Origin of the sequence: Mycobacterium sp. 1274756.6 (assembly GCF_001668625.1) — a bacterium.
Lineage (GTDB): Bacteria > Actinomycetota > Actinomycetes > Mycobacteriales > Mycobacteriaceae > Mycobacterium.
The window spans coordinates 1-22658 of the sequence record NZ_LZLJ01000043.1 but is presented as its reverse complement, the minus strand read 5'-3'; the positions used below and the strand labels follow the sequence as shown (position 1 = coordinate 22658).

The window sequence follows — 22658 nt, the reverse complement described above, 5'->3', positions numbered from 1 at the left end:
GCGGGCCACCTCGCCGCACAGGAATGCCTTGGCCGCGTAGTGCACGTGGCGTCCGCCGCCGCACGCGGCGGCGCTCGCAGCCCCGCGCACCCCGGACGACACCCTGCTGTTGGCCCCGCAGGTCTGGCCCCGCAACACCGTGCGCGGCGACGACGGCACCGTCCGCATCGCCGGGGTCAGCGTCACCGAACTGGCCCAGGAGTACGGCACCCCGCTGTTCATCGTCGACGAGGACGACTTCCGCAGTCGCTGCCGCGAAATCGCCGCCGCGTTCGGCGGCGGACGCCACGTGCACTACGCGGCCAAGGCATTCCTGTGCGGCGAGGTGGCCCGCTGGGTCGACGCCGAGGGCCTCTCGCTGGACGTCGCCACCGGCGGCGAACTCGCCGTCGCACTGCACGCCGGGTTTCCCGCGGAGCGAATCACGATGCACGGCAACAACAAATCCGTCGCCGAGCTCACCGCGGCGGTGCACGCCGGCGTCGGCCACATCGTGCTGGACTCACTGACCGAGATCGAACGCCTCGACGCCATCGCCGCCGCGGCCGGAGTGGTGCAAGACGTCCTGGTACGGGTCACCGTCGGCGTGGAAGCCCACACCCACGAGTTCATCTCCACCGCCCACGAAGACCAGAAATTCGGGCTCTCGCTGGCCGGCGGCGCGGCGATGACGGCCATCCGCCGGGTCTTCGCCACCGACCACCTGCGCCTGGTCGGGTTGCACAGCCACATCGGCTCCCAGATCTTCGACGCGGCCGGCTTCGAGATCGCCGCGCAGCGGGTGATCGGTCTGCTGCGCGACGTGGTCGCCGAATTCGGGGTCGACAAGACCGCCCAACTGCGCACCATCGACCTCGGCGGCGGATTCGGCATCGCCTACCTGCCCGACGACGACCCCCCGCCGGTGGCCGAGTTGGCCGCCACCCTCACCCGCATCGTGCGCGAGGAATCCGCGGCGGTGGGCCTGCCGGCCCCGGACCTGGTCGTCGAGCCCGGACGGGCGATCGCCGGACCGGGCACCATCACGCTCTATGAGGTCGGCACCGTCAAGGACGTCGGGATCAGCGCCACCGCCCAGCGCCGCTACATCAGCGTCGACGGCGGCATGAGCGACAACATCCGGACCTCGCTCTACGGCGCCGACTACGACATCCGCCTGGTCTCCCGCGCCAGCCGGGAAACCGCGGTGCTGGCTCGGGTGGTCGGGAAACACTGCGAGAGCGGCGATATCGTCGTACGCGACACCTGGGTCCCGCAGGACGTCGGGCCCGGTGATCTACTGGCGGTGCCCGCCACCGGCGCATACTGCTATTCGATGTCCAGCCGCTACAACCTGCTCACCCGGCCGGCCGTGGTAGCGGTACGCGACGGTCACGCGCGGCTGATCCTGCGTCGTGAGACGGTGGACGACCTGTTGAGCTTGGAGGTGAGTGGTGACCAGTGACCCAAAGCCGGTCGGCGTCGCGGTGCTGGGATACGGCAACGTCGGTAGCGAGGTCGTCCGCATCATCGAGAGCAGCGCCGCCGACCTGACCGCCCGCATCGGCGCGCCGCTGGTGTTGCGCGGTATCGGGGTGCGCCGGGTCAACGCCAACCGCGGGGTGCCCATCGAACTGCTCACCGACGACATCGACGAACTGGTGACCCGCGACGACGTCGACATCGTCGTGGAGCTGATGGGCCCGGTCGAGCCGGCGCGCAAGGCGATCCTCTCGGCGATCGAGCACGGAAAATCTGTGGTCACCGCCAACAAGGCGCTGCTGGCCGGCTCCACCGGGGAACTGGCCCGCGCCGCCGAGCAGGCGCATGTGGACCTGTACTTCGAGGCCTCGGTCGCCGGGGCTATCCCGGTCATCCGGCCGCTGACCCAGTCCCTGGCCGGGGACAGCGTCCTGCGGGTGGCCGGCATCGTCAACGGCACCACCAACTACATCCTCTCGGAGATGGAGACCACCGGCGCCGACTACGCCAGCGCCCTGGCCGACGCCAGCACCCTCGGCTACGCCGAAGCCGACCCCACCGCCGACGTCGACGGCTACGACGCCGCCTCCAAAGCCGCCATCCTGGCCTCGATCGCCTTCCACACCACCGTCACCGCCGACGACGTCTACCGGGAGGGCATCACCGCGATCACCACCGACGACTTCGTGTCGGCGCAGGCACTGAACTGCACCATCAAACTGCTGGCACTGTGCGAACGCATCGTCGACGAGAACGGTCAGGAGATGGTCTCCGCCCGGGTGTATCCGGCGCTGGTGCCGGCGGCGCACCCGCTGGCCACCGTCGGCGGCGCCTTCAACGCGGTGGTGGTCGAGGCGGAGGCGGCCGGTCGGCTGATGTTCTACGGGCAGGGCGCCGGCGGCGCGCCGACCGCCTCGGCGGTCACCGGCGACATCGTGATGGCCGCGCGCAACCGGGTGCAGGGCGGGCGCGGGCCGCGGGAATCCAAGTACGCCCAACTGCCGATCGCCCCGATCGGGAAGGTCTCGACCCGCTACTACGTGAGCATGGACGTCGCCGACCGCTCCGGTGTGCTCTCGGCGGTGGCCGCCGAATTCGCCAAACGCGGCGTCAGCATCGCCGAGGTGCGCCAGGAAGGCGTCGTCGCCGACAGCGGCGAGCGGATCGGGGCGCGCATCGTGGTGGTCACCCACCGCGCGACCGAGGCCGCGCTGTCCGAGACCATCACCGCCCTGGAAGAACTCGACGTGGTAGCCAATGTGGCTAGCGTGCTGCGATTGGAAGGAACCGACCCATGAGCCGGACGACACCGCACCAGGCCTGGCCGGGTCTGATCGCCGCCTACCGGGACCGGCTGCCGGTCGGCGAGGACTGGACGCCGGTCACGCTGCTGGAGGGCGGCACCCCGCTCATCCACGCCACCCGGATCTCCGAGCAGACCGGCTGCACCGTGCACCTGAAGGTCGAGGGACTCAACCCGACGGGGTCGTTCAAGGACCGCGGCATGACGATGGCGGTCACCGACGCGCTCGCGCGCGGCCAGCAGGCGGTGCTGTGCGCCTCGACCGGCAACACCTCGGCATCGGCGGCGGCGTACGCGGCGCGGGCCGGCATCACCTGCGCCGTCCTGGTGCCGCAGGGCAAGATCGCGATGGGCAAACTGGCCCAGGCGGTCATGCACGGCGCCAAGATCATCCAGGTCGACGGCAACTTCGACGACTGTCTGGAGTTGGCCCGCAAGATGACCAACGACTTCCCGACCATCGCCCTGGTCAACTCGGTGAACCCGGTGCGCATCGAGGGGCAGAAGACCGCCGCCTTCGAGATCGTCGACGTGCTCGGCGCCGCACCGGACGTGCACGCGTTGCCGGTCGGCAACGCGGGCAACATCACCGCCTACTGGCGCGGCTACCGCGAATACCACGCCGACGGGGTCATCGACTCGCTGCCGCGCATGCTCGGCACCCAGGCCGCCGGCGCCGCCCCGCTGGTCACCGGCGAGCCGGTACGCGACCCGGAGACCGTCGCCACCGCCATCCGGATCGGCTCCCCGGCCTCCTGGTCCTCGGCGGTCGCGGCCCAAGAGCAGTCCGACGGCCGTTTCCTGGCCGCCACCGACGAGGAGATCCTCGCCGCCTACCACCTGGTCGCCGAATCCGAGGGCGTCTTCGTCGAGCCGGCGTCGGCCGCCAGCATCGCCGGTCTGCTCAAGTCCATCGAAGACGGCTGGGTGGAGCGGGGTTCGACGGTGGTGTGCACCGTCACCGGCAACGGCCTGAAGGACCCCGACACCGCCCTGCGCGACCTGCCCACCGTCACACCGGTGCCCGTCGATCCGGGCGTGGTCGTCGAGAAGCTGGGGTTGGCGTAGGTGACCCGGTTGCTGCCGGCCGGACTCTCGGCCACCGCGGTCGTCGCCGCCTCCAGCGCCAATCTGGGCCCCGGCTTCGACAGCCTCGGTCTGGCGCTGAGTCTGTATGACGAGATCAGCGTGGAGACAACGGCTTCCGGCCTGGTGGTGGAAGTCGAAGGCGAGGGAGCGGGTCAGGTCCCGCTGGGGGAGGAGCACCTGGTGGTCCGCGCCTTCCAGCGCGGGCTGGCGGCCTGCGACGCCGCGGTGCCCGGCTTGGTGGTGCGCTGCCGCAACGCCATCCCGCACTCGCGCGGTCTGGGATCGTCGGCGGCAGCCGCGGTCGGCGGTTTGGCCGCGGTCAACGGCCTTGTGGCACAAGCGGATATCCCGACCCTTACCGATAACCAGCTGATCCAGCTCTCCTCGGAGTTCGAAGGGCACTCGGACAACGCCTCCGCTTCCGTGCTCGGCGGCGGCGTGGTCTCCTGGATCGACGCCGACATGCAGCCGTTCAGCTTCGCGGCAGTGCCCTTGCGATTGCACCCCGAGATCACGCTGTTCCCGGCGATTCCGGAAGCACGCTCATCGACCGCCGAGACCCGAATCCTGCTTCCGGGCCAGGTCAGCCATGCCGATGCCCGATTCAACGTCAGCCGCACCGCTTTGCTCGTGGTGGCGCTGACCGAGCGGCCCGACCTGCTGATGACCGCCACTGAGGACGTGCTGCACCAGCCCCAGCGGGCGCCGGCGATGCCGGCCTCGGCGGAGTTCATGCGGCTGTTGCGCAGCCACGGCATCGCGGCGGTGCTCTCCGGGGCGGGCCCGGCGGTGATCGCGTTGACCACCCGGTCGGAGTTGCCGCGCGAAGCCCACGAGTACGCCGCGGCCAACGGATTCACCGTCGGCGCGATGGCGGTGGGCGACGGGGTCCGGTGGAGTGCCGGTGCCGCCTTGCCGCGGTGACGTTTGACATGGTGCGAAGCGGGTATCGGCATTGCTTGCGCCGAACAACGAAGCACGTTATTCTCGGGGCGTCCGGTAAACGCAGCCTCTGCTTCTGCGCTGACACGAGGACAACTATCACATTCTTCTCGGGGACGACCATTAGCGACTGCTGCCGTGGCGCTCACTGTTACCGAAATTGACGGTGGTGCGCGTCCGGTGAATGTGACCGGACGCAACTGACCCCTCGCATAACTCCATTGGGCGAGGGAAGAAAGGAAATCCGTGACCGAAACGGACCTGATCAAAGCTGACGACCCGACCGGTGCGTCCGCGTCGAGCAATGCCTCCGCGACGCCGAAATCCGGCAACTCGTTGTCCACGATGGTGCTCGCCGAACTGCGGGCACTGGCAGTCCAGTCCGGTGTCAAAGGAACGTCCGGGATGCGCAAGAGCGACCTGATCGCCGCGATCCGGGCCAGTCGGGGCCAGCAGAACGGAGGAGGGGCCGTGGACACGACGTCGACAGGCGATGCAGCCGAAACGAAGGCCTCACCGCAGGGTGACCAGGCGACCGCCGCCGATGACACCGGCGGCGCGCGCCGTGAACGCCGTGCGGCCTCCCGGGAGAGCGGCCCGAGTTCGGCCGACGACGCCGAGACCGCGCCGGCCAAGGACGGCACCGACACCCGCGGTGCCAGCCAGTCGGACAAGGCCGACGCCGGTAAAGGCGACGCCGGTAAAGGCGACTCGGACAAGGCCGCGGCCAAGGAGTCCGACAAGCGTCAGGACGACAGCGGCCAGCAGGGCAAAGACCAGCAGGGCAAAGACCAGCAAAACAAGGGCCAACAGGGCAAGGGCCAGGACAAGTCGCAGCAGGACAAGGGCGATCAATCCCGCGACCAATCCCGCGATAAAGGCGACCAGTCCCGCGATAAAGGTCAGGACAAAAACGGCGAGTCCGGCCCGCAGGGCCGGGACGACGACGGCGACGGCCGCGGCGGCCGCCGCGGGCGCCGGTTCCGCGACCGGCGTCGGCGCGACCGCTCCGGCGACGGCGACACCGAACTGCGCGAGGACGACGTCATCCAGCCGGTAGCCGGCATCCTCGACGTGCTGGACAACTACGCGTTCGTCCGCACCTCCGGTTATCTGGCCGGCCCCAACGACGTCTACGTCTCGATGAACATGGTCCGCAAGAACGGCCTGCGTCGCGGTGACGCGGTGACCGGTGCGGTGCGCGCTCCCCGCGAAGGGGAAGGCGGCGGCCAGAACTCCCGGCAGAAGTTCAACCCGCTGGTGCGGTTGGACTCCGTCAACGGCGGGCCGGTCGAGGACGCCAAGAAGCGACCCGAATTCGGCAAGCTGACCCCGCTCTACCCCAACCAGCGGCTGCGCCTGGAGACCAACACGGAACTGTTGACCACCCGGGTAATCGACCTGATCATGCCGATCGGCAAGGGGCAGCGCGCCCTGATCGTCTCGCCGCCCAAGGCCGGTAAGACGACGATCTTGCAGGACATCGCCAACGCGATCACCCGCAACAACCCGGAATGCCACCTGATGGTGGTGCTGGTCGACGAGCGGCCCGAAGAGGTCACCGACATGCAGCGTTCGGTCAAGGGTGAGGTCATCGCCTCCACCTTCGACCGGCCGCCGTCCGACCACACCCAGGCCGCTGAACTGGCCATCGAGCGGGCCAAGCGCCTGGTCGAACAGGGCAAGGACGTGGTGGTGCTGCTGGACTCGATCACCCGGCTGGGCCGCGCCTACAACAACGCCTCGCCGGCGTCGGGGCGCATCCTCTCCGGTGGTGTGGACTCCACCGCGCTGTACCCGCCGAAACGTTTCCTCGGCGCGGCGCGCAACATCGAGGAAGGCGGCTCGTTGACGATCATCGCCACCGCGATGGTCGAGACCGGTTCCACCGGTGACACCGTCATCTTCGAGGAGTTCAAGGGCACCGGTAACGCGGAACTGAAGCTCGACCGCAAGATCGCCGAACGGCGCGTCTTCCCGGCAGTGGACGTCAACCCCTCCGGTACCCGGAAGGACGAGCTGCTGCTCTCACCCGACGAATTCGCGATCGTGCACAAGCTGCGTCGCGTTCTCTCGGGCCTGGACTCCCACCAGGCGATCGACCTGCTGATGAGCCAACTGCGCAAGACGAAGAACAACTACGAGTTCCTCGTCCAGGTTTCGAAGAACACGCCCGGCGGACTCGACGACGACTGATCGCCTCGTCGCGACGTTGATCTCGCGGCGTTGATCTGCCGCGAGTGCAGAACGTCGGCGACGTCCGGCGTGCGCGACCGCCGTCGCTCTTCACTCGACGAGCGGCTCGCGACCTCCCAGGGCCACCCGGCGCGTTCGCCGGCGCGTTCCATGGGCGCGAAAACGCCCGAGCGTCGAATGCGCACTGCAGCAGTGGCATCCGACGCCCGGGCGCAGGGTCGGGTCAGTAACCCGGGACCGGCGGCACTGGCGGAACCGGCGGCGGCGAGGGCACCTCGGGCACCGGCGGGACCGGTGGCACCGGCGGCGGCGAGGGCACCTCAGGTACGGGCGGCACCGGTGGCACCGGCGGGGGTGACGGCACCTCGGGCACCGGCGGCACCGGCGGGGGAGTCGGCGGGTTGGCGTTGGCGATCCCCACCCCCATTCCGACGCTCAGCGCGAAGCCCGCGGAAGCCGCCGCGACCGCGCCCCGGGCGAGCAAGTGTCGGATCTGCATCGTCATCACCGCTTTCTTCTGTTGATCATCGGACCCCTCGACCCGATAGTTTGGCTAGCTCCACACATACCCCCGCCCGAAAATCGATAAACCCCGACAGGTCGCTGAAGGTTTGCGACCAACGTCATCGCGGCTGGTGGGCGAGTGGAAAAAGTTCGCTGGAACGCACCGGTTGCGACGCCGGACACCCTGCGCCGACCGGACTCCGGCCCGGCGGAACGGGGAATAAAGCGGCGAGACCGCGGCGTTTGGGGCGATGACGGCTGACCTGGCATAATCGACCGCTGGATCAAAACCCGTCACCTCAGGTTCCGGTTCACGCCCGATGCGTTGGTCGGGCGACCCGGCGGCCCGCGATTGAAGAGGACACCCATGAAATCCGACATTCACCCCGCCTACGGCGAGACCACCGTGCTCTGCGGGTGTGGCAACAGCTTCACCACCCGCAGCACCAAGCCGGGCGGTCACATCGTCGTCGAGGTCTGCTCGCAGTGCCACCCGTTCTACACCGGCAAGCAGAAGATTCTGGACACCGGTGGCCGCGTCGCGCGCTTCGAGCGCCGCTACGGCAAGCGCACCGCCAAGGCCGACACGACCGCCTCCGACTCCGCCGACAAATAGCGGCCCCACCGGCGCCCGGAGCGGGAAACCGCATCCCCCGGGCGTCGGTTTGCGTTCCGGGAAGAAACCGACATGACTCAGAGCGTGCACGCGGTTGACGCGTTGCTGGTCGAGCATGCCCAGCTCGAGCAGGAGCTGGCCGACCCGGAGCTGCACGCCGATCCCGCCCAGGCCCGCAAGGTGGGGCGCCGGTTCGCGCAACTGGCGCCGATCGTGGCGACCCACCGCAAGCTCGAATCCGCCCGCGGCGACCTGGAAGCGGCACGGGAACTGGCCGCCGACGACCCGTCGTTCGCGGCGGAGGCCGACGAGTTGGAAGCCCGGGTGGCCGAGTTGGACACCCAGCTCACCGACATGCTCGCCCCCCGCGACCCGCACGACGCCGACGACGTCGTCCTCGAGGTCAAATCCGGCGAGGGCGGAGAGGAGTCGGCGCTGTTCGCCGCCGACCTGGCCCGCATGTACACGCGCTACGCCGAACGGCACGGCTGGACGGTCACGGTGCTCGACTCGACCACCTCCGACCTCGGCGGCTACAAAGAGGCCACGTTGACCATCGCCAGCAAGGGCGACAGCGCCGACGGCGTCTGGTCGCGACTGAAGTTCGAGGGCGGCGTGCACCGGGTCCAGCGCGTCCCGGTCACCGAATCCCAGGGCCGGGTCCACACCTCGGCGGCCGGGGTGCTGGTCTACCCCGAACCCGAAGAGGTCGAAGCGGTCCAGATCGACGACGCCGACCTGCGCATCGACGTCTTCCGCTCCTCGGGCAAGGGCGGCCAGGGCGTCAACACCACCGACTCCGCGGTCCGCATCACCCACCTGCCCACCGGCATCGTCGTCACCTGCCAAAACGAACGTTCCCAGCTGCAGAACAAGACCCGCGCCCTCCAGGTGCTGGCGGCTCGCCTGCAGGCGGTGGCCGAGGAGCAGGCCCTGGCCGAGGCCTCCGCCGACCGGGCCAGCCAGATCCGCACCGTCGACCGCAGCGAACGCATCCGCACCTACAACTTCCCGGAGAACCGGCTGGCCGACCACCGCATCGGCTACAAGTCGCACAACCTCGACCAGGTGCTCGACGGCGACCTCGACACCCTGCTCGACGCGCTGGCCGACGCCGACAAGCAGGCCCGGCTCCAGCAGTCATGACCCGGACCGCCGCCCCGCGCAGCAGCCTCCGGCGCGCGATCAACGATGCCGCCGCGCTGCTGTCCGCCGCCGGCATCGAGTCCGCGCAGCACGACGCCGAGGCGATCGCCGCCCACCTCGCCGGCACCGACCGCGGCCGGCTGCCGCTCATCGACCCGCCCGACGCCGGCTTCTACGCCCGCTATGACGAGGCGGTCACCGCCCGGGCCCGCCGGGTGCCGCTGCAGCACCTGACCGGCACGGCGGCGTTCGGCCCCGTCACCCTGCGCGTGGGGCCGGGCGTGTTCGTGCCCCGCCCGGAGACCGAGGCGCTGCTGGCCTGGGCCACCGCCCAGCCGGTGCCGCCCCGGCCGGTCGTCGTCGACGTCTGCACCGGCTCAGGTGCGCTGGCGCTCGCGTTGGCGCGCCACTTCCCGGCGGCCCGCGTGCTCGGCATCGACGACTGCCCGCAAGCCCTGGACTACGCCCGCCACAACTGCGCGGACAGCCCGGTCGAGCTCGTCCAGGCGGACGTCACGACGGCCGGTCTGCTGCCCGACCTCGACGGGCAGGTCGACCTGGTGGTGGCCAACCCGCCCTACATCCCCGACGACGCCGTGCTGGCCCCGGAGGTGGCGCGACACGATCCGCATCACGCGTTGTTCGGCGGCCCCGACGGCATGGCCGTGATCGCGGCCGTCGCCGCCCACGCCGCGCGCTGGCTGCGCTCGGGCGGCCGGGTCGGCGTCGAACACGACGACACGACCGCCGAGCAGACCGTCGCCCTGCTGCGCGCCACCGGCGACTTCGCCGAGATCACCGCCCACCGGGATCTGACCGGCCGGCCGCGGTTCGTCACCGCCGAGCGCAGGAGGCGCCACGGTGAGTGAGGTGTTCGACTGCGCCGAGGAAACCCAGCGCACCGAAGGGATCGCCGCGGCGGTCAGTGCGCTCAGATCCAGCCGGCTGGTGGTGCTGCCCACCGACACCGTCTACGGCATCGGCGCCGACGCGTTCGACAGTGCCGCCGTGCGCGCCCTGCTCGCCGCCAAGGGCCGCGGCCCGGACATGCCGGTCGGGGTGCTGGTGGGCTCCTGGCACACCATCGAGGGCCTGGTGTTCAGCGTGCCCGACGCGGCGCGCGTGCTGATCCGGGCCTTCTGGCCGGGAGCGCTGAGCCTGGTGGTGACCGCGGCGCCGTCACTGCAATGGGATCTCGGCGACACCCGGGGCACGGTGATGTTGCGCATGCCGCTGCATCCGGTGGCCATCGAGTTGCTGCGCGAAGTCGGGCCGATGGCGGTCTCCAGCGCCAACGTCTCGGGCCGTCCGGCGGCCCTGGACATGGCGGAGGCCAAAGCGCAGTTCGGTGCCGCGGTCGACGTCTATCTCGACGCCGGACCCGCGCCGCGCCAGGCCGCCTCCACGATCGTGGACCTGACCGGGCCGACCCCGCGCATCCTGCGTCCCGGCCCGGTCACCGCCGAGGACATCGCGGCCGTCCTGGAGACGGACCCGACGGCCCTGACGGGCTGAGCCGCCCAGGCGGATGGTGGCGTACGGTCACGGAATGGGCAGCGACGGAGACGGCTTCGCCACCAGTCTGCTGGCCCTCGCCAACCAGGGCGCCGGGGTTCCGCTGCGCGAACTCGCGCTGGTCGGGTTGACCGCCGCGATCATCACCTACTTCACCACCGGGCCGGTGCGGGTGCTGGCCACCCGCCTCGGCGCCGTGGCCTACCCCCGCGACCGCGACGTGCACCAGACGCCCACCCCGCGGATGGGCGGGCTGGCGATGTACCTCGGGGTGATCGCCGCGGTCTTCCTCGCCTCCCAACTGCCGGCGTTGACCCGCGGGTTCGTCTACTCCTCCGGCATGCCCGCCGTCGTGGTCGCCGGCGGGGTGATTATGGGCATCGGCTTGATCGACGACCGCTGGGGTCTGGACGCACTGACCAAGTTCGCCGGTCAGATCACCGCGGCCAGCGTGCTGGTCACCATGGGGGTGGCCTGGAGCGTGCTCTACATCCCGTTCGGCGGGGTGGGCACGATCGTGCTCGACCAGGTCTCCTCGATCCTGCTGACCTTGGCGCTGACCGTCTCCATCGTCAACGCGATGAACTTCGTCGACGGCCTCGACGGGCTCGCCGCCGGACTCGGCTTGATCACCGCGCTGGCCATCTGCATCTTCTCGGTCGGACTGCTGCACGACCACGGCGGCGACGTGCTGTTCTATCCGCCGGCGGTGATCTCGGTGGTGCTCGCCGGGGCCTGCCTGGGCTTTCTGCCACACAACTTCCACCGGGCCAAGATCTTCATGGGCGATTCCGGGTCGATGCTGATCGGGCTGATGCTGGCGGCGGCGGCCACCACCACCGCGGGGCCGATCTCCCAGAGCGCCTACGGAGCCCGCGACGTGTTCGCGCTGCTCTCCCCGTTTCTGCTCGTCGTCGCGGTGGTGTTCGTGCCGGCGTTGGACATGCTGCTGGCGATCGTGCGGCGCACCCGCGCCGGGGTGAGCCCGTTCCACCCCGACAAGATGCACCTGCACCACCGGCTGCTGGAGATCGGTCACTCGCACCGCCGCGTGGTGCTGCTGATCTACCTGTGGGTGGGCATCGTGGCGCTGGGGGCGGCCAGCACCATTTTCGTCGACCCGCGCTACGCCGGAGCGGTGATGTTGGCCGCCATCGCCGTGGCGATCGTGGCCACCTTGATCCCGCTGCTGCGGGGCCGCGACCAAGGCGTATACGACAGGGAGTAGTAGACTCATTACCGTGTGGTACGGTTCCGTTCGGCGTCGAACTCCGACCAAAAATGGAGATTTCTCTCGGGTCATTCCTGTGCGCAAACCGCCGTCCGATACGCTCGGCAGGTCGCACCGGAATCAGCTGAGTGACGCCGGTGCTGTGGTGGATTTTTCCGGGACCAGAAGGGCCGAGGGGTGACACGGTGACGACACCAGCGCAAGACGCGCCGTTGGTGCTTCCGGAGGTCGCTTTCCGCCCGCTGCGCCTGTTCGCCATCTGTCTCGGCTTGACCGCGGTGGCGGTCGCCGCGACGGTGGCACTCGACCGCCCGATGCTCGGGGTGTTCATCGGCGGCGGCTTGGGTCTGGGCCTGATCAACGCGCTGCTGGTGCGCCGCTCGGTGGACTCGATCACCGCGGACGCCCACCCGCTGAAAAGCAAGATGGCGCTGAACTCGGCCACCCGGCTCTTGGTTCTCACCGTGATCGCATTGGTGATCGGCTACCTGTTCCGGCCCGACGGGCTCGGCCTGCTGTTCGGCCTGGCGCTGTTCCAGCCGCTGCTGGTGGCCACCACCGCCCTGCCGGTCTGGAAGAAGATTCGCGCAGCAGGCAAGACCGACGGACACAGCGAAGGGACCGCATGATGGACGAGACGATCCTGGCCGAGGGCAAGGTCGAGGTCGGTCATCACACCACGGCCACCTGGCTGGGCATGACGATCAACGTCGACACCGTGGTGTCGAGCGCCCTCGCCGCCGTCGTCGTCATCGCGCTGGCGTTCTACCTGAAGTCGAAGGTCACCTCCACCGGGGTGCCCAGCGGCGTGCAGCTGTTCTTCGAGGCGATCACCACCCAGATGCGCGCCCAGGTCGAATCCAGCATCGGCATGCGCGTCGCCCCGTTCGTGCTGCCGCTGGCCGTCACCCTGTTCATCTACATCCTGGTCGCCAACTGGCTGTCGGTGCTGCCGGTGCAGTACGCCGACGAGGACGGCGTCTCCAAGGAGATCTTCACCCCGGCCGCCGCGGACATCAACTTCGTCGCCGCCCTGACCGTCTTCGTCTTCCTCAGCTACCACGCCGCCGGCATCTGGCGGCGCGGCCCGCTGAAGCACCCGCTCCAGTTGGTCAAGGGTCACGTGACGCTGATGGCCCCGATCAACCTCGTCGAGGAACTCGCCAAGCCGATCTCGCTGGCACTGCGTCTTTTCGGCAACATCTTCGCCGGCGGCATCCTGGTGGGACTCATTGCGATGTTCCCGCCCTACATCTTGTGGGCCCCCAACGCGGTCTGGAAGGGCTTCGACCTGTTCGTCGGAGCGATCCAGGCGTTCATCTTCGCGCTTCTGACTGTGCTGTACTTCAGTCAGGCCATGGAGCTCGAAGAGGACCACGAGCACTAGAGAGCAGCACCACCCCACAGACCTGGTAGACAGCTACCGGATATCAAGGAGGAAGAAGGAATGGACCCCCAAATTGCTGCCGGCGCCCTCATCGGCGGTGGCCTGATCATGGCCGGCGGTGCGATCGGTGCCGGTATCGGTGACGGTATCGCCGGTAACGCGCTGATCTCCGGTATCGCCCGGCAGCCCGAGGCCCAGGGCCGGCTTTTCACCCCGTTCTTCATCACCGTGGGTCTGGTCGAGGCGGCGTACTTCATCAACCTGGCCTTCATGGCGCTGTTCGTCTTCGCCACCCCGGTTTCCTAGTTCGCTGAGATGGGTGACATGAGCGCTGTAATGCTGGCCGCTGCGGGCCAGGCCGGTGAGGGAGGCGAAACGAGCAACTTCCTCATCCCCAACGGCACCTTCTTCGTCGTGTTGGCGATCTTCTTGATCGTGCTCGGCGTGATCAGCGTCTTCGTTGTGCCGCCGATCACGAAGGTGCTGCGGGAGCGCGAGAACATGGTCACCAAGACACTCGCCGACAACAAGAAGTCGACCGAGTTGTTCGCGGCCGCGGACGCCGACTACGAGGAGGCGCTCGCGGGCGCGCGCACCGAGGCCGCGGCCATCCGCGACAACGCTCGCGCGGAGGGTCGGGAAGTTCTCGACGCGAAGCGCGCCGAGGCCGGCGACGAGGTGGCGGCGATGCTGCAGAGCGCCGGCGAACAGCTCAAGCGGGAGGGGGACACCGTGGCCGAAGAACTGCAGGCGCGGGTTCAGAACCTCTCGGCGACGCTGGCCAGCCGCGTGCTGGGCGTCGACGTCGGTACGAGCACAGCGGCAGGACGGTAATCGGCTATGTCGACATTCATCGGGCAGTTAATCGGGTTCTCGCTCATCGTCTTTCTGTTGTGGCGCTACGCGGGTCCCCCGGTGCGCAGGATGATGAAGGCGCAACAGGAGTCGGTCAGAGAACAGCTGGCCGAGGCGGCCACTGCGGCCGAGCAGCTGGAAGAGGCCGAGCAGGCGCACACCAAGGCGCTGCGCGACGCCGAAACCGAATCGGCCCGGGTGGTCGAGGAGGCACACGCCGACGCCAAACGCATCACCGAGCAGTTGCGGGCCCAGGCCGACACCGACGCGGAGCGGATCAAAGCCCAAGGCGGCGAGCAGGTTCAGCTGCTGCGTGCCCAGCTGATCCGCGACCTGCGCCGCGACCTGGGCCGGGATTCGGTCCGGCGTGCCGAGGAACTGGTCCGCGAGCATGTCGCCGACCCGACCCGGCAGGCGGCCACCGTCGACCGGTTCCTCGACGAACTCGACGCCATGGCTCCCTCCCCGGTCGACGTGAAAGACCCCGCGCTGGCCGGTTTCCGCTCCGGGAGCCGACGGGCCTACACCGCATTGACCCAGCGGTTCGCCGAGGTCGCTGTCGGCCTCGACGACCAGGGCCTCTCGGCGCTGGCCGAGGACCTGGCCGCGGTGGTCAAGCTGCTGCACTCCGAGAAGCTGGTGACCCGCTACCTGACCACCCCCGCCGACGACTACACCGCCCGGCTGCGTCTGGTCGAGCGCCTGCTGTCGGACAAGGTGGGAACGGGGGCGCTGGACCTGATCAAGGCGGCGGTCTCCGAACGCTGGTCGGAGAACGACGACCTGGCCTACGCGCTGGAACAGCTTGCCCGCCAAGCGCTTCTGGTCGGCGCCGAACGCACTGACCAGGTCGACGAGGTCGAGGAGCAGCTGTTCCGGTTCTCCCGGATCCTCGACGCGCAACCGCGGCTGGCGACGCTGCTGGGCGACGACACCACGCCGGCCGCCGGCCGGATCACGCTGCTGCGCACGGTGCTGGACCGCGCCGGGAACGCCAACCCGATCGTGGTGGCGCTGCTGGCGCAGACGATCGAGCTGCTGCACGGGCGCCCGGCGCAGCAGGCCGTGCTGGAGCTGGCGGAGGTCGCGGTGGCACGACGCGACGAGATCGTGGCGCACGCCCGTGCGGCCGCCGCGCTCAGCGGTGCCCAACACGACCGGCTCACCCAGGTCCTCAGCCGCATCTACGGCCACCCGGTCACGGTGCAGCTGCAGGTCGCTCCCGAACTGCTGGGCGGACTTGAGATCTCCGTCGGCGAAGAGGTCATCGACGGCACACTGTCGTCGCGCCTCACCGCCGCCCAGGCCCAGCTCCCAGACTGACCACAACCACCGAACATCAGAAGGTAGGAAGACGAAAAGCCATGGCAGAGTTGACAATCTCCGCTGATGACATCCAAGGGGCGATTGAGGAGTACGTTGACTCCTTCTCCTCCGACACCGCCCGCGAGGAGGTCGGCACCGTCATCGACGCGGGTGACGGTATCGCCCACGTCGAAGGCCTGCCGTCGGTGATGACCCAGGAGCTGCTGGAGTTCCCCGGCGGCGTGCTGGGCGTGGCGCTCAACCTCGACGAGCACAGCGTCGGCGCCGTGATCCTCGGTGACTTCGAGCACCTCGCCGAAGGCCAGCAGGTCAAGCGCACCGGTGAGGTGCTGTCGGTGCCGGTCGGCGACGCGTTCCTGGGCCGGGTCATCAACCCGCTGGGCCAGCCCATCGACGCCCGCGGTGACATCGAGGCCGAAACCCACCGGGCCCTGGAGATCCAGGCCCCGTCGGTGGTGCAGCGCCAGAGCGTGAGCGAGCCGCTGCAGACCGGTATCAAGGCGATCGACTCGATGACCCCGATCGGTCGGGGCCAGCGGCAGCTGATCATCGGTGACCGCAAGACCGGTAAGACCGCCGTCTGCGTGGACACCATCCTCAACCAGCGCCAGAACTGGGAGACCGGTGACCCCAAGCAGCAGGTCCGCTGCGTCTACGTCGCCGTCGGCCAGAAGGGCAGCACCATCGCCAGCGTGCGGCGCGCCCTCGAGGAGGGCGGCGCGATGGAGTACACCACCATCGTCGCGGCGCCGGCGTCGGACTCAGCCGGCTTCAAATGGCTGGCGCCCTACACCGGTTCGGCGATCGCGCAGCACTGGATGTACAGCGGTAAGCACGTCCTGATCGTCTTCGACGACCTGACCAAGCAGGCCGAGGCCTACCGCGCCATCTCGCTGCTGCTGCGTCGCCCGCCGGGCCGTGAGGCCTACCCCGGTGACGTGTTCTACCTGCACTCGCGGCTGCTGGAGCGTTGCGCCAAGCTGTCGGACGACCTCGGCGGCGGCTCGCTGACCGGTCTGCCGATCATCGAGACCAAGGCCAACGACATCTCGGCCTACATCCCGACCAACGTCATCTCGATCACCGACGGGCAGTGCTTCCTGGAGACCGACCTGTTCAACCAGGGTGTGCGCCCGGCCATCAACGTCGGTGTGTCGGTGTCGCGTGTCGGTGGTGCCGCCCAGATCAAGGCCATGAAAGAGGTCGCGGGCAGCCTGCGTCTGGACCTGTCGCAGTACCGTGAGCTGGAGGCCTTCGCGGCTTTCGCCTCCGACCTGGACGCGACCTCCAAGGCGCAGCTGGAGCGGGGTGCGCGGCTGGTGGAACTGCTCAAGCAGCCGCAGTTCGCGCCGATGCCCGTCGAGGAGCAGGTGGTCTCGATCTTCCTGGGCACCGAGGGGCACCTCGACTCGGTGCCGGTGGAGGACATCGCGCGGTTCGAAAGCGAACTGCTCGAGCACGTGCGCTCGTCGAACTCGGAGATCCTCTCCGACATCCGGGAGAGCAAGAAGCTCAGCGATGAGACGAGCGAGAAGCTGGTCGAGGTGATCAACCAGTTCAAGCACGGCTTCAACCCGACCGGCGGCGGATCGGTCGTCGCCGACAAGAGCGTCGAGGCCCTCGACGAAGACGAGCTGGGTAAGGCGGCCGTCAAGGTCCGCAAGCCCGCACCGAAGAAGAAATAGTTCACCATGGCTGCCACACTTCGCGAGCTACGGGGACGGATCCGCTCCGCCGGGTCGATCAAGAAGATCACCAAGGCCCAGGAGCTGATCGCGACCTCGCGTATCGGCAAGGCGCAGACGCGGCTGGCCGCGGCGCGGCCGTACGCCACGGAGATCACCAACATGCTGACCACGTTGGCGGGGGAGAGCGCGCTGGACCATCCGCTGCTGGTCGAGCGGGAGAACCGCACCCGGGCCGGCGTGCTGGTGGTGACCTCCGACCGCGGTCTGTGCGGCGCCTACAACGCCAACGTCCTGCGCCGCGCGGAAGAGCTGTTCGCGCTGCTGCGGGACGAAGGCAAGACTCCGGTGCTGTATGTGGTCGGGCGGAAAGCGCAGGGCTACTACTCGTTCCGCAACTGGGACATCACCGGATCGTGGGAGGGGTTCTCCGAGCAGCCGAGCTATGAGAACGCCGCCGAGATCGCCGACACCCTGATGGAGGCGTTCCTGTCCGGCACCAACGGTGAGACCGACGGCACCGGGGTCGACGAGCTGCACATCGTGGCCACCGAGTTCAAATCGATGCTGTCGCAGTCGGCCGAGGCGCTGCGCGTCGCGCCGATGGTGGTGGAGTACGTCGAGGAGGACACCGGCCCGCACACGCTGTACTCCTTCGAGCCGGACGCCAACACGCTGTTCGACTCGCTGCTGCCGCGCTACCTGACCACCCGGGTCTACGCCGCGCTGCTGGAGGCGGCGGCCTCGGAGCTGGCGTCGCGCCAGCGTGCGATGAAGGCGGCGACCGACAACGCCGACGATCTGATCAAAGCGCTCACGCTGGAGGCCAACCGCGAGCGCCAGGCTCAGATCACCCAGGAAATCAGTGAAATCGTCGGTGGCGCGAACGCCCTCGCCGGCGCCAAGTAAGCCCGACAAGGAAGCGAAGAAGAAAGAGAATGACTGCTACCGCTGAAAAACCCGCCGGTAAGAAGGGCGCCGACACCAACGGGCGCGTCGTCCGGGTCACCGGGCCGGTCGTCGACGTCGAGTTCCCGCGGGGTGCCGTGCCGGCGCTGTTCAACGCGCTGCACGCCGACATCACCTTCGAGTCACTGGCCAAGACGCTGACCCTCGAGGTCGCCCAGCACCTGGGCGACAACCTGGTGCGCACCATTTCGATGCAGCCCACCGACGGCCTGGTCCGCGGTGTGGAGGTCATCGACACCGGTGCCGCGATCTCGGTGCCGGTCGGCCACGAGGTCAAGGGCCACGTGTTCAACGCGCTCGGGCACTGCCTCGACGACCCGGGCTACGGCGAGGGCTTCGACCACTGGGGCATCCACCGCAAGCCGCCGAGCTTCGACGAGCTGGAGCCGCGGACCGAGATGCTCGAGACCGGCTTGAAGGTCGTCGACCTGCTCACCCCGTACGTGCGGGGCGGCAAGATCGCCCTGTTCGGCGGTGCCGGCGTGGGCAAGACGGTGCTCATCCAGGAGATGATCAACCGCATCGCCCGCAACTTCGGTGGTACCTCGGTGTTCGCCGGGGTCGGCGAGCGCACCCGTGAGGGCAACGACCTGTGGGTCGAGCTCGAAGACGCCAACGTGCTCAAGGACACCGCGCTGGTGTTCGGTCAGATGGACGAGCCGCCGGGCACTCGTATGCGGGTGGCGCTGTCGGCGCTGACCATGGCCGAGTGGTTCCGCGACGAGGCGAACCAGGACGTGCTGCTGTTCATCGACAACATCTTCCGGTTCACTCAGGCCGGCTCCGAGGTGTCCACCCTGTTGGGCCGGATGCCCTCCGCGGTGGGCTACCAGCCGACGCTGGCCGACGAGATGGGTGAGCTGCAGGAACGAATCACCTCGACGCGGGGACGCTCCATCACCTCGATGCAGGCCGTCTACGTGCCCGCCGACGACTACACCGACCCGGCGCCGGCGACGACGTTCGCGCACCTCGACGCGACCACCGAGCTTTCCCGGACGGTGTTCTCCAAGGGCATCTTCCCGGCGGTGGACCCGCTGGCGTCGAGCTCGACGATCCTGGACCCGGGCGTGGTCGGTGACGAGCACTACCGGGTCGCCCAGGAGGTCATCCGGATTCTGCAGCGCTACAAGGACCTGCAGGACATCATCGCGATTCTGGGTATCGACGAGCTGTCCGAAGAGGACAAGCAGTTGGTGAACCGGGCCCGCCGGATCGAGCGGTTCCTGTCCCAGAACATGATGGCCGCCGAGCAGTTCACCGGCCAGCCGGGCTCCACGGTGCCGCTGAAGGAGACCATCGAGGCCTTCGACAAGCTGACCAAGGGTGAATTCGACCACCTGCCCGAGCAGGCGTTCTTCCTCATCGGCGGTCTGGAGGACTTGGCGAAGAAGGCCGAGAGCCTCGGCGCCAAGATGTGACGATGAACGCTTCCGCACAGAGAGCTCAAGCCAGGCGAAAGGTGGTGTGACGTGGCAGTAGTCGACGTCGACATCGTTGCCGCCGATCGCAGTGTGTGGTCGGGGAAGGCAACGTTCATCTTCACCCGGACGACCGTGGGGGAGATCGGGATCTACCCGCGGCACATCCCCTTGGTCGCCGAACTGGTCGAGGACGCCATGGTCCGCGTCGAACGCGAGGACGGCGACGACCTGAGGATCGCGGTCCACGGCGGATTCCTCTCGATCACCGAGGACGGCATCATCGTGCTGGCGGAGTCGGCCGATTTCGCCGACGAGATCGACGAGTCCACGGCCCGTCACGACGCCCAATCCAGCGACCCGCGGATCGCGGCCCAGGGGAGGGCCAGGCTGCGGGCGCTGGGCGTACTCGACTAGCGGGGGCGTGAGGCGATGAGCGCGTCCATGATCGTCATGGTCGTGCTCGTCGCCGTCCTGTTGGCTGCGCTGGCGGCCCTGAGCTACCGGCTGTGGAAGCTGCGCCAGGGCGGGACCGCGGGCATCATGCGGGACATCCCGGCGGTCGGCGGGCACGGCTGGCGGCACGGGGTGATCCGTTACCGCGGCGGGGATGCCTCGTTCTACCGGCTCTCCAGCGTCCGGCTGTGGCCGGACCGCCAGCTCAACCGCCGGGGCGTCGAAATCGTGGCCCGCCGGTCCCCGCGCGGCGACGAGTTCGACATCATGACCGACGAGATCGTGATCATCGAGGTGCGCGACACGACCGCCGACCGGCAAGCCGGTTACGAGATCGCGCTGGACCGGGGCGCGCTGACCGCGTTCCTGTCGTGGCTGGAGTCACGGCCGTCACCGCGGGCACGCAGGCGCAGCACCTGACTTCTAGTTCGCCCGGTCGGCGGGGCGGCTGCCCCCGGGCTGCCAGAGCACGTCGCCGTCCGGGTTGGCCCGCCGGCACAGGATGAACAGCAGATCGGAGAGCCGGTTCAGGTATTTCGCCGGCAGCGTGTTGGTGTCGGCGGGGTGCGCCTCCACCGCGGCCCAGGCCGCCCGTTCCGCGCGGCGCACGGTGGTGCGGGCGACATGCAGCAGCGCCGACAGCGGGGTGCCGCCGGGCAGGATGAACGAGTTCAGCGGCGCCAGCGGTTCGTTGTAGCTGTCGCACCACTCCTCCAGCCGGTCGATGTAGCCCTGCGTCACCCGCAGCGGCGGCACCTTCGGGTCGGGCACCACCGGGGTGGCCAGATCGGCTCCGGCGTCGAACAGTTCGTTCTGGATCTGGCGCAGCGTCGCGGTCAGCTGCTCGTCGGGTTTGCCCAGCGCGATCGCGACGCCGATGGCGGCGTTCGCCTCCTCGCAGTCTGCGTAGGCCACCAGCCGGGCGTCGTTCTTGGCCACCCGGGAGAAATCACTCAGCCCGGTCGTCCCGTCGTCGCCGGTGCGGGTGTAGACACGGGTCAGATGAATCGCCATGGCCCAAACCGTACTCGCCTGCGCAGACCGGCCGCCCGGGCCGGTGACGCTTCATTACACTGACGCCCGTGGGCGAGCGATTCCTGGTGACCGGCGGGGCCCGCCTGGTTGGTGAGGTGGCGGTCGGCGGCGCCAAGAACAGCGTCTTGAAACTGATGGCGGCCGCATTGCTGGCCGAGGGCACCAGCACCATCACCAACTGCCCGGAGATCCTCGACGTGCCGCTGATGGCCGAGGTCCTGCGCGGGCTCGGGGCCACCGTCGAACTCGACGGCGACACGGTGCGCATCACCTCGCCCGACGAACTCAAATACGACGCCGACTTCGCGGCCGTCCGCCAGTTCCGGGCGTCGGTGTGTGTGCTGGGGCCGCTGGTGGGCCGCTGCAAGCGCGCCAAGGTGGCGCTGCCCGGCGGCGACGCGATCGGCTCGCGACCGCTGGACATGCACCAGGCCGGGCTGCGTCAGTTGGGCGCGACCTGCAACATCGAACACGGTTGCGTGGTGGCCGAGGCTGAATCGCTGCACGGTGCGGAGATCCAGCTGGAGTTCCCCTCGGTCGGCGCGACCGAGAACATTCTGATGGCGGCGGTCGTCGCCGACGGCGTGACCGTCATCCACAACGCCGCGCGCGAACCCGATGTGGTCGACCTGTGCACGATGCTCAACCAGATGGGCGCCCAGGTCGAGGGCGCCGGCTCGGCCACGCTGACCATCACCGGGGTGCCGCGGCTGCATCCCACCGAGCACCGGGTGATCGGCGACCGCATCGTGGCGGCCACCTGGGGGATCGGCGCGGCCATGACCCGCGGCGACATCACCGTGACCGGCGTCGACCCCGCGCATCTGCAGTTGGTGCTGCACAAGCTGCACGACGCCGGCGCCACCGTCACCCAGACCGAGGACAGTTTCCGGGTCACCCAGTACGAGCGCCCCAGGGCGGTCAACGTCGCCACCCTGCCGTTTCCGGGTTTCCCGACCGATCTGCAACCGATGGCGATCGCGCTGGCGTCGATCGCCGACGGCACCTCGATGATCACCGAGAACGTTTTCGAGGCCCGCTTCCGGTTCGTCGAGGAGATGATCCGCCTCGGCGCGGACGCCCGCACCGACGGCCACCACGCGGTCATCCGCGGGCTGCCGCAACTGTCCAGCGCGCCGGTGTGGTGTTCGGACATCAGGGCCGGAGCCGGGCTGGTGCTGGCCGGGCTCGTTGCCGACGGGGAGACCGAGGTGCTCGACGTCTTCCACATCGACCGCGGCTACCCGAGATTCGTGGAGAACCTGGTCAGCCTGGGTGCTGACGTGCAACGGGTCGCCGGGTAGCATGGTCGCCAGACCCGACCGGCCGCGTCGGATTCGATCGGGTAGCATGAACGAGACCGATCGGGTGCGACGCCCGGAGGTTATCCCCGAAGTTGACGATCTCCACGATGTGGAGTAATCTGGCGGGGTTGCCCGGACGCCGGGTGTGTTGTTTGAGAACTCAATAGTGTGTTTGGTGGTTTTTGTTTGTTGTTGTTTTTTGCCATGCCTTCGGCGC

At 68.9% G+C, this 22658-nt stretch carries 23 protein-coding genes; 21 read left to right on the top strand and 2 right to left on the bottom strand.

What is annotated here, in order from left to right:
• The first annotated feature begins 103 nt into the window (after positions 1-103).
• From lysA to rho, 5 genes are all read left to right on the top strand, one after another.
• Positions 104-1444, top strand: coding sequence for a diaminopimelate decarboxylase (gene lysA / locus A5643_RS05535; protein WP_082948749.1), 1341 nt, complete (start codon positions 104-106; stop codon positions 1442-1444).
• On the top strand, positions 1434-2759 hold the full coding sequence (locus A5643_RS05530) for a homoserine dehydrogenase (RefSeq protein ID WP_066852780.1): 1326 nt from the start codon (positions 1434-1436) through the stop codon (positions 2757-2759). The genes lysA and A5643_RS05530 overlap by 11 nt, the downstream gene beginning before the upstream one ends.
• A complete protein-coding gene (gene thrC / locus A5643_RS05525; protein WP_066852776.1) occupies positions 2756-3832 on the top strand; it encodes a threonine synthase in 1077 nt (358 codons plus the stop codon). The genes A5643_RS05530 and thrC overlap by 4 nt, the downstream gene beginning before the upstream one ends.
• A complete protein-coding gene (thrB, locus tag A5643_RS05520) occupies positions 3833-4777 on the top strand; it encodes a homoserine kinase (protein ID WP_197497657.1) in 945 nt (314 codons plus the stop codon).
• A 264-nt stretch (positions 4778-5041) separates the two neighbouring features.
• Positions 5042-6991, top strand: a complete 1950-nt coding sequence (gene rho, locus A5643_RS05515; RefSeq protein ID WP_066852774.1) for a transcription termination factor Rho — start codon at positions 5042-5044, stop codon at positions 6989-6991.
• A 223-nt stretch (positions 6992-7214) separates the two neighbouring features.
• Here the strand turns inward: rho and A5643_RS18045 are convergent, their stop codons facing one another.
• Entirely contained in the window at positions 7215-7496 is a 282-nt protein-coding gene (locus A5643_RS18045) for a hypothetical protein (protein WP_066852772.1), read from the bottom strand.
• 366 nt (positions 7497-7862) lie between these two features.
• Between A5643_RS18045 and rpmE the strand changes: the two genes are divergently transcribed.
• The 15 genes from rpmE (at position 7863) to A5643_RS05435 (ending at position 20522) form a co-directional block, all read left to right on the top strand.
• Entirely contained in the window at positions 7863-8111 is a 249-nt protein-coding gene (gene rpmE / locus A5643_RS05505) for a 50S ribosomal protein L31 (protein WP_066852770.1), read from the top strand.
• Between the two features lie 72 nt (positions 8112-8183).
• The gene (gene prfA / locus A5643_RS05500; RefSeq protein WP_066852768.1) at positions 8184-9257 is read left to right on the top strand and encodes a peptide chain release factor 1; all 1074 of its coding nucleotides are present in this window, start codon (positions 8184-8186) and stop codon (positions 9255-9257) included.
• The gene (gene prmC / locus A5643_RS05495) at positions 9254-10126 is read left to right on the top strand and encodes a peptide chain release factor N(5)-glutamine methyltransferase (RefSeq protein WP_066852765.1); all 873 of its coding nucleotides are present in this window, start codon (positions 9254-9256) and stop codon (positions 10124-10126) included. The genes prfA and prmC overlap by 4 nt, the downstream gene beginning before the upstream one ends.
• Positions 10119-10772, top strand: coding sequence for an L-threonylcarbamoyladenylate synthase (locus A5643_RS05490; protein ID WP_066852762.1), 654 nt, complete (start codon positions 10119-10121; stop codon positions 10770-10772). Before prmC ends, A5643_RS05490 begins: the two co-directional genes overlap by 8 nt.
• A 34-nt stretch (positions 10773-10806) precedes the next feature.
• Positions 10807-12000 (top strand): glycosyltransferase family 4 protein, encoded by a 1194-nt coding sequence (locus A5643_RS05485; RefSeq protein ID WP_156628549.1) that lies wholly within the window; start codon positions 10807-10809, stop codon positions 11998-12000.
• Between the two features lie 188 nt (positions 12001-12188).
• Positions 12189-12632: an ATP synthase subunit I gene (locus A5643_RS05480; protein WP_066852756.1), complete on the top strand. Its 444-nt coding sequence runs from the start codon at positions 12189-12191 to the stop codon at positions 12630-12632.
• Positions 12632-13390: a F0F1 ATP synthase subunit A gene (atpB, locus tag A5643_RS05475; RefSeq protein ID WP_066852753.1), complete on the top strand. Its 759-nt coding sequence runs from the start codon at positions 12632-12634 to the stop codon at positions 13388-13390. Before A5643_RS05480 ends, atpB begins: the two co-directional genes overlap by 1 nt.
• A gap of 60 nt (positions 13391-13450) precedes the next feature.
• Positions 13451-13696 (top strand): F0F1 ATP synthase subunit C, encoded by a 246-nt coding sequence (locus tag A5643_RS05470; protein ID WP_066852750.1) that lies wholly within the window; start codon positions 13451-13453, stop codon positions 13694-13696.
• A gap of 9 nt (positions 13697-13705) precedes the next feature.
• A complete protein-coding gene (locus A5643_RS05465) occupies positions 13706-14224 on the top strand; it encodes a F0F1 ATP synthase subunit B (RefSeq protein ID WP_066852747.1) in 519 nt (172 codons plus the stop codon).
• A 6-nt stretch (positions 14225-14230) separates the two neighbouring features.
• Positions 14231-15568, top strand: a complete 1338-nt coding sequence (locus A5643_RS05460; protein WP_066852744.1) for a F0F1 ATP synthase subunit B/delta — start codon at positions 14231-14233, stop codon at positions 15566-15568.
• Positions 15569-15609: 41 nt separating this feature from the next.
• Positions 15610-17256: a F0F1 ATP synthase subunit alpha gene (gene atpA, locus A5643_RS05455; protein WP_066852741.1), complete on the top strand. Its 1647-nt coding sequence runs from the start codon at positions 15610-15612 to the stop codon at positions 17254-17256.
• A 6-nt stretch (positions 17257-17262) separates the two neighbouring features.
• On the top strand, positions 17263-18165 hold the full coding sequence (locus A5643_RS05450; RefSeq protein ID WP_066852738.1) for a F0F1 ATP synthase subunit gamma: 903 nt from the start codon (positions 17263-17265) through the stop codon (positions 18163-18165).
• Positions 18166-18194: 29 nt separating this feature from the next.
• Positions 18195-19646 carry a F0F1 ATP synthase subunit beta gene (atpD, locus tag A5643_RS05445; RefSeq protein WP_066852735.1) on the top strand — a complete coding sequence of 484 codons (1452 nt, stop codon included), beginning with the start codon at positions 18195-18197 and terminating at the stop codon, positions 19644-19646.
• Positions 19647-19697: 51 nt separating this feature from the next.
• Positions 19698-20063, top strand: a complete 366-nt coding sequence (locus tag A5643_RS05440; protein ID WP_066852732.1) for a F0F1 ATP synthase subunit epsilon — start codon at positions 19698-19700, stop codon at positions 20061-20063.
• A gap of 15 nt (positions 20064-20078) precedes the next feature.
• On the top strand, positions 20079-20522 hold the full coding sequence (locus A5643_RS05435) for a DUF2550 domain-containing protein (protein WP_066852729.1): 444 nt from the start codon (positions 20079-20081) through the stop codon (positions 20520-20522).
• Positions 20523-20525: 3 nt separating this feature from the next.
• Here A5643_RS05435 and A5643_RS05430 read toward each other — a convergent pair whose 3' ends face one another.
• The gene (locus A5643_RS05430) at positions 20526-21116 is read right to left on the bottom strand and encodes a cob(I)yrinic acid a,c-diamide adenosyltransferase (protein WP_066852726.1); all 591 of its coding nucleotides are present in this window, start codon (positions 21114-21116) and stop codon (positions 20526-20528) included.
• Positions 21117-21184: 68 nt separating this feature from the next.
• Here A5643_RS05430 and murA point away from each other — a divergent pair, with 68 nt between their 5' ends.
• Entirely contained in the window at positions 21185-22441 is a 1257-nt protein-coding gene (gene murA / locus A5643_RS05425; protein ID WP_066852723.1) for a UDP-N-acetylglucosamine 1-carboxyvinyltransferase, read from the top strand.
• Positions 22442-22658: the final 217 nt, after the last annotated feature.

Excerpts from the sequence above, each read along its gene's own strand:
- A5643_RS05430 (WP_066852726.1), bottom strand. The coding sequence starts at position 21,116 with ATGGCGATTCATCTGACCCGTGTCTACACCCGCACCGGCGACGACGGG.
- rpmE (WP_066852770.1), top strand. The coding sequence starts at position 7,863 with ATGAAATCCGACATTCACCCCGCCTACGGCGAGACCACCGTGCTCTGC.
- atpD (WP_066852735.1), top strand. The coding sequence starts at position 18,195 with ATGACTGCTACCGCTGAAAAACCCGCCGGTAAGAAGGGCGCCGACACC.
- prfA (WP_066852768.1), top strand. The coding sequence starts at position 8,184 with ATGACTCAGAGCGTGCACGCGGTTGACGCGTTGCTGGTCGAGCATGCC.
- A5643_RS05485 (WP_156628549.1), top strand. The coding sequence starts at position 10,807 with ATGGGCAGCGACGGAGACGGCTTCGCCACCAGTCTGCTGGCCCTCGCC.
- A5643_RS05470 (WP_066852750.1), top strand. The coding sequence starts at position 13,451 with ATGGACCCCCAAATTGCTGCCGGCGCCCTCATCGGCGGTGGCCTGATC.
- A5643_RS05450 (WP_066852738.1), top strand. The coding sequence starts at position 17,263 with ATGGCTGCCACACTTCGCGAGCTACGGGGACGGATCCGCTCCGCCGGG.
- thrC (WP_066852776.1), top strand. The coding sequence starts at position 2,756 with ATGAGCCGGACGACACCGCACCAGGCCTGGCCGGGTCTGATCGCCGCC.
- atpB (WP_066852753.1), top strand. The coding sequence starts at position 12,632 with ATGGACGAGACGATCCTGGCCGAGGGCAAGGTCGAGGTCGGTCATCAC.
- atpA (WP_066852741.1), top strand. The coding sequence starts at position 15,610 with ATGGCAGAGTTGACAATCTCCGCTGATGACATCCAAGGGGCGATTGAG.
- A5643_RS05435 (WP_066852729.1), top strand. The coding sequence starts at position 20,079 with ATGAGCGCGTCCATGATCGTCATGGTCGTGCTCGTCGCCGTCCTGTTG.
- A5643_RS18045 (WP_066852772.1), bottom strand. The coding sequence starts at position 7,496 with ATGACGATGCAGATCCGACACTTGCTCGCCCGGGGCGCGGTCGCGGCG.
- prmC (WP_066852765.1), top strand. The coding sequence starts at position 9,254 with ATGACCCGGACCGCCGCCCCGCGCAGCAGCCTCCGGCGCGCGATCAAC.
- A5643_RS05460 (WP_066852744.1), top strand. The coding sequence starts at position 14,231 with ATGTCGACATTCATCGGGCAGTTAATCGGGTTCTCGCTCATCGTCTTT.
- A5643_RS05465 (WP_066852747.1), top strand. The coding sequence starts at position 13,706 with ATGGGTGACATGAGCGCTGTAATGCTGGCCGCTGCGGGCCAGGCCGGT.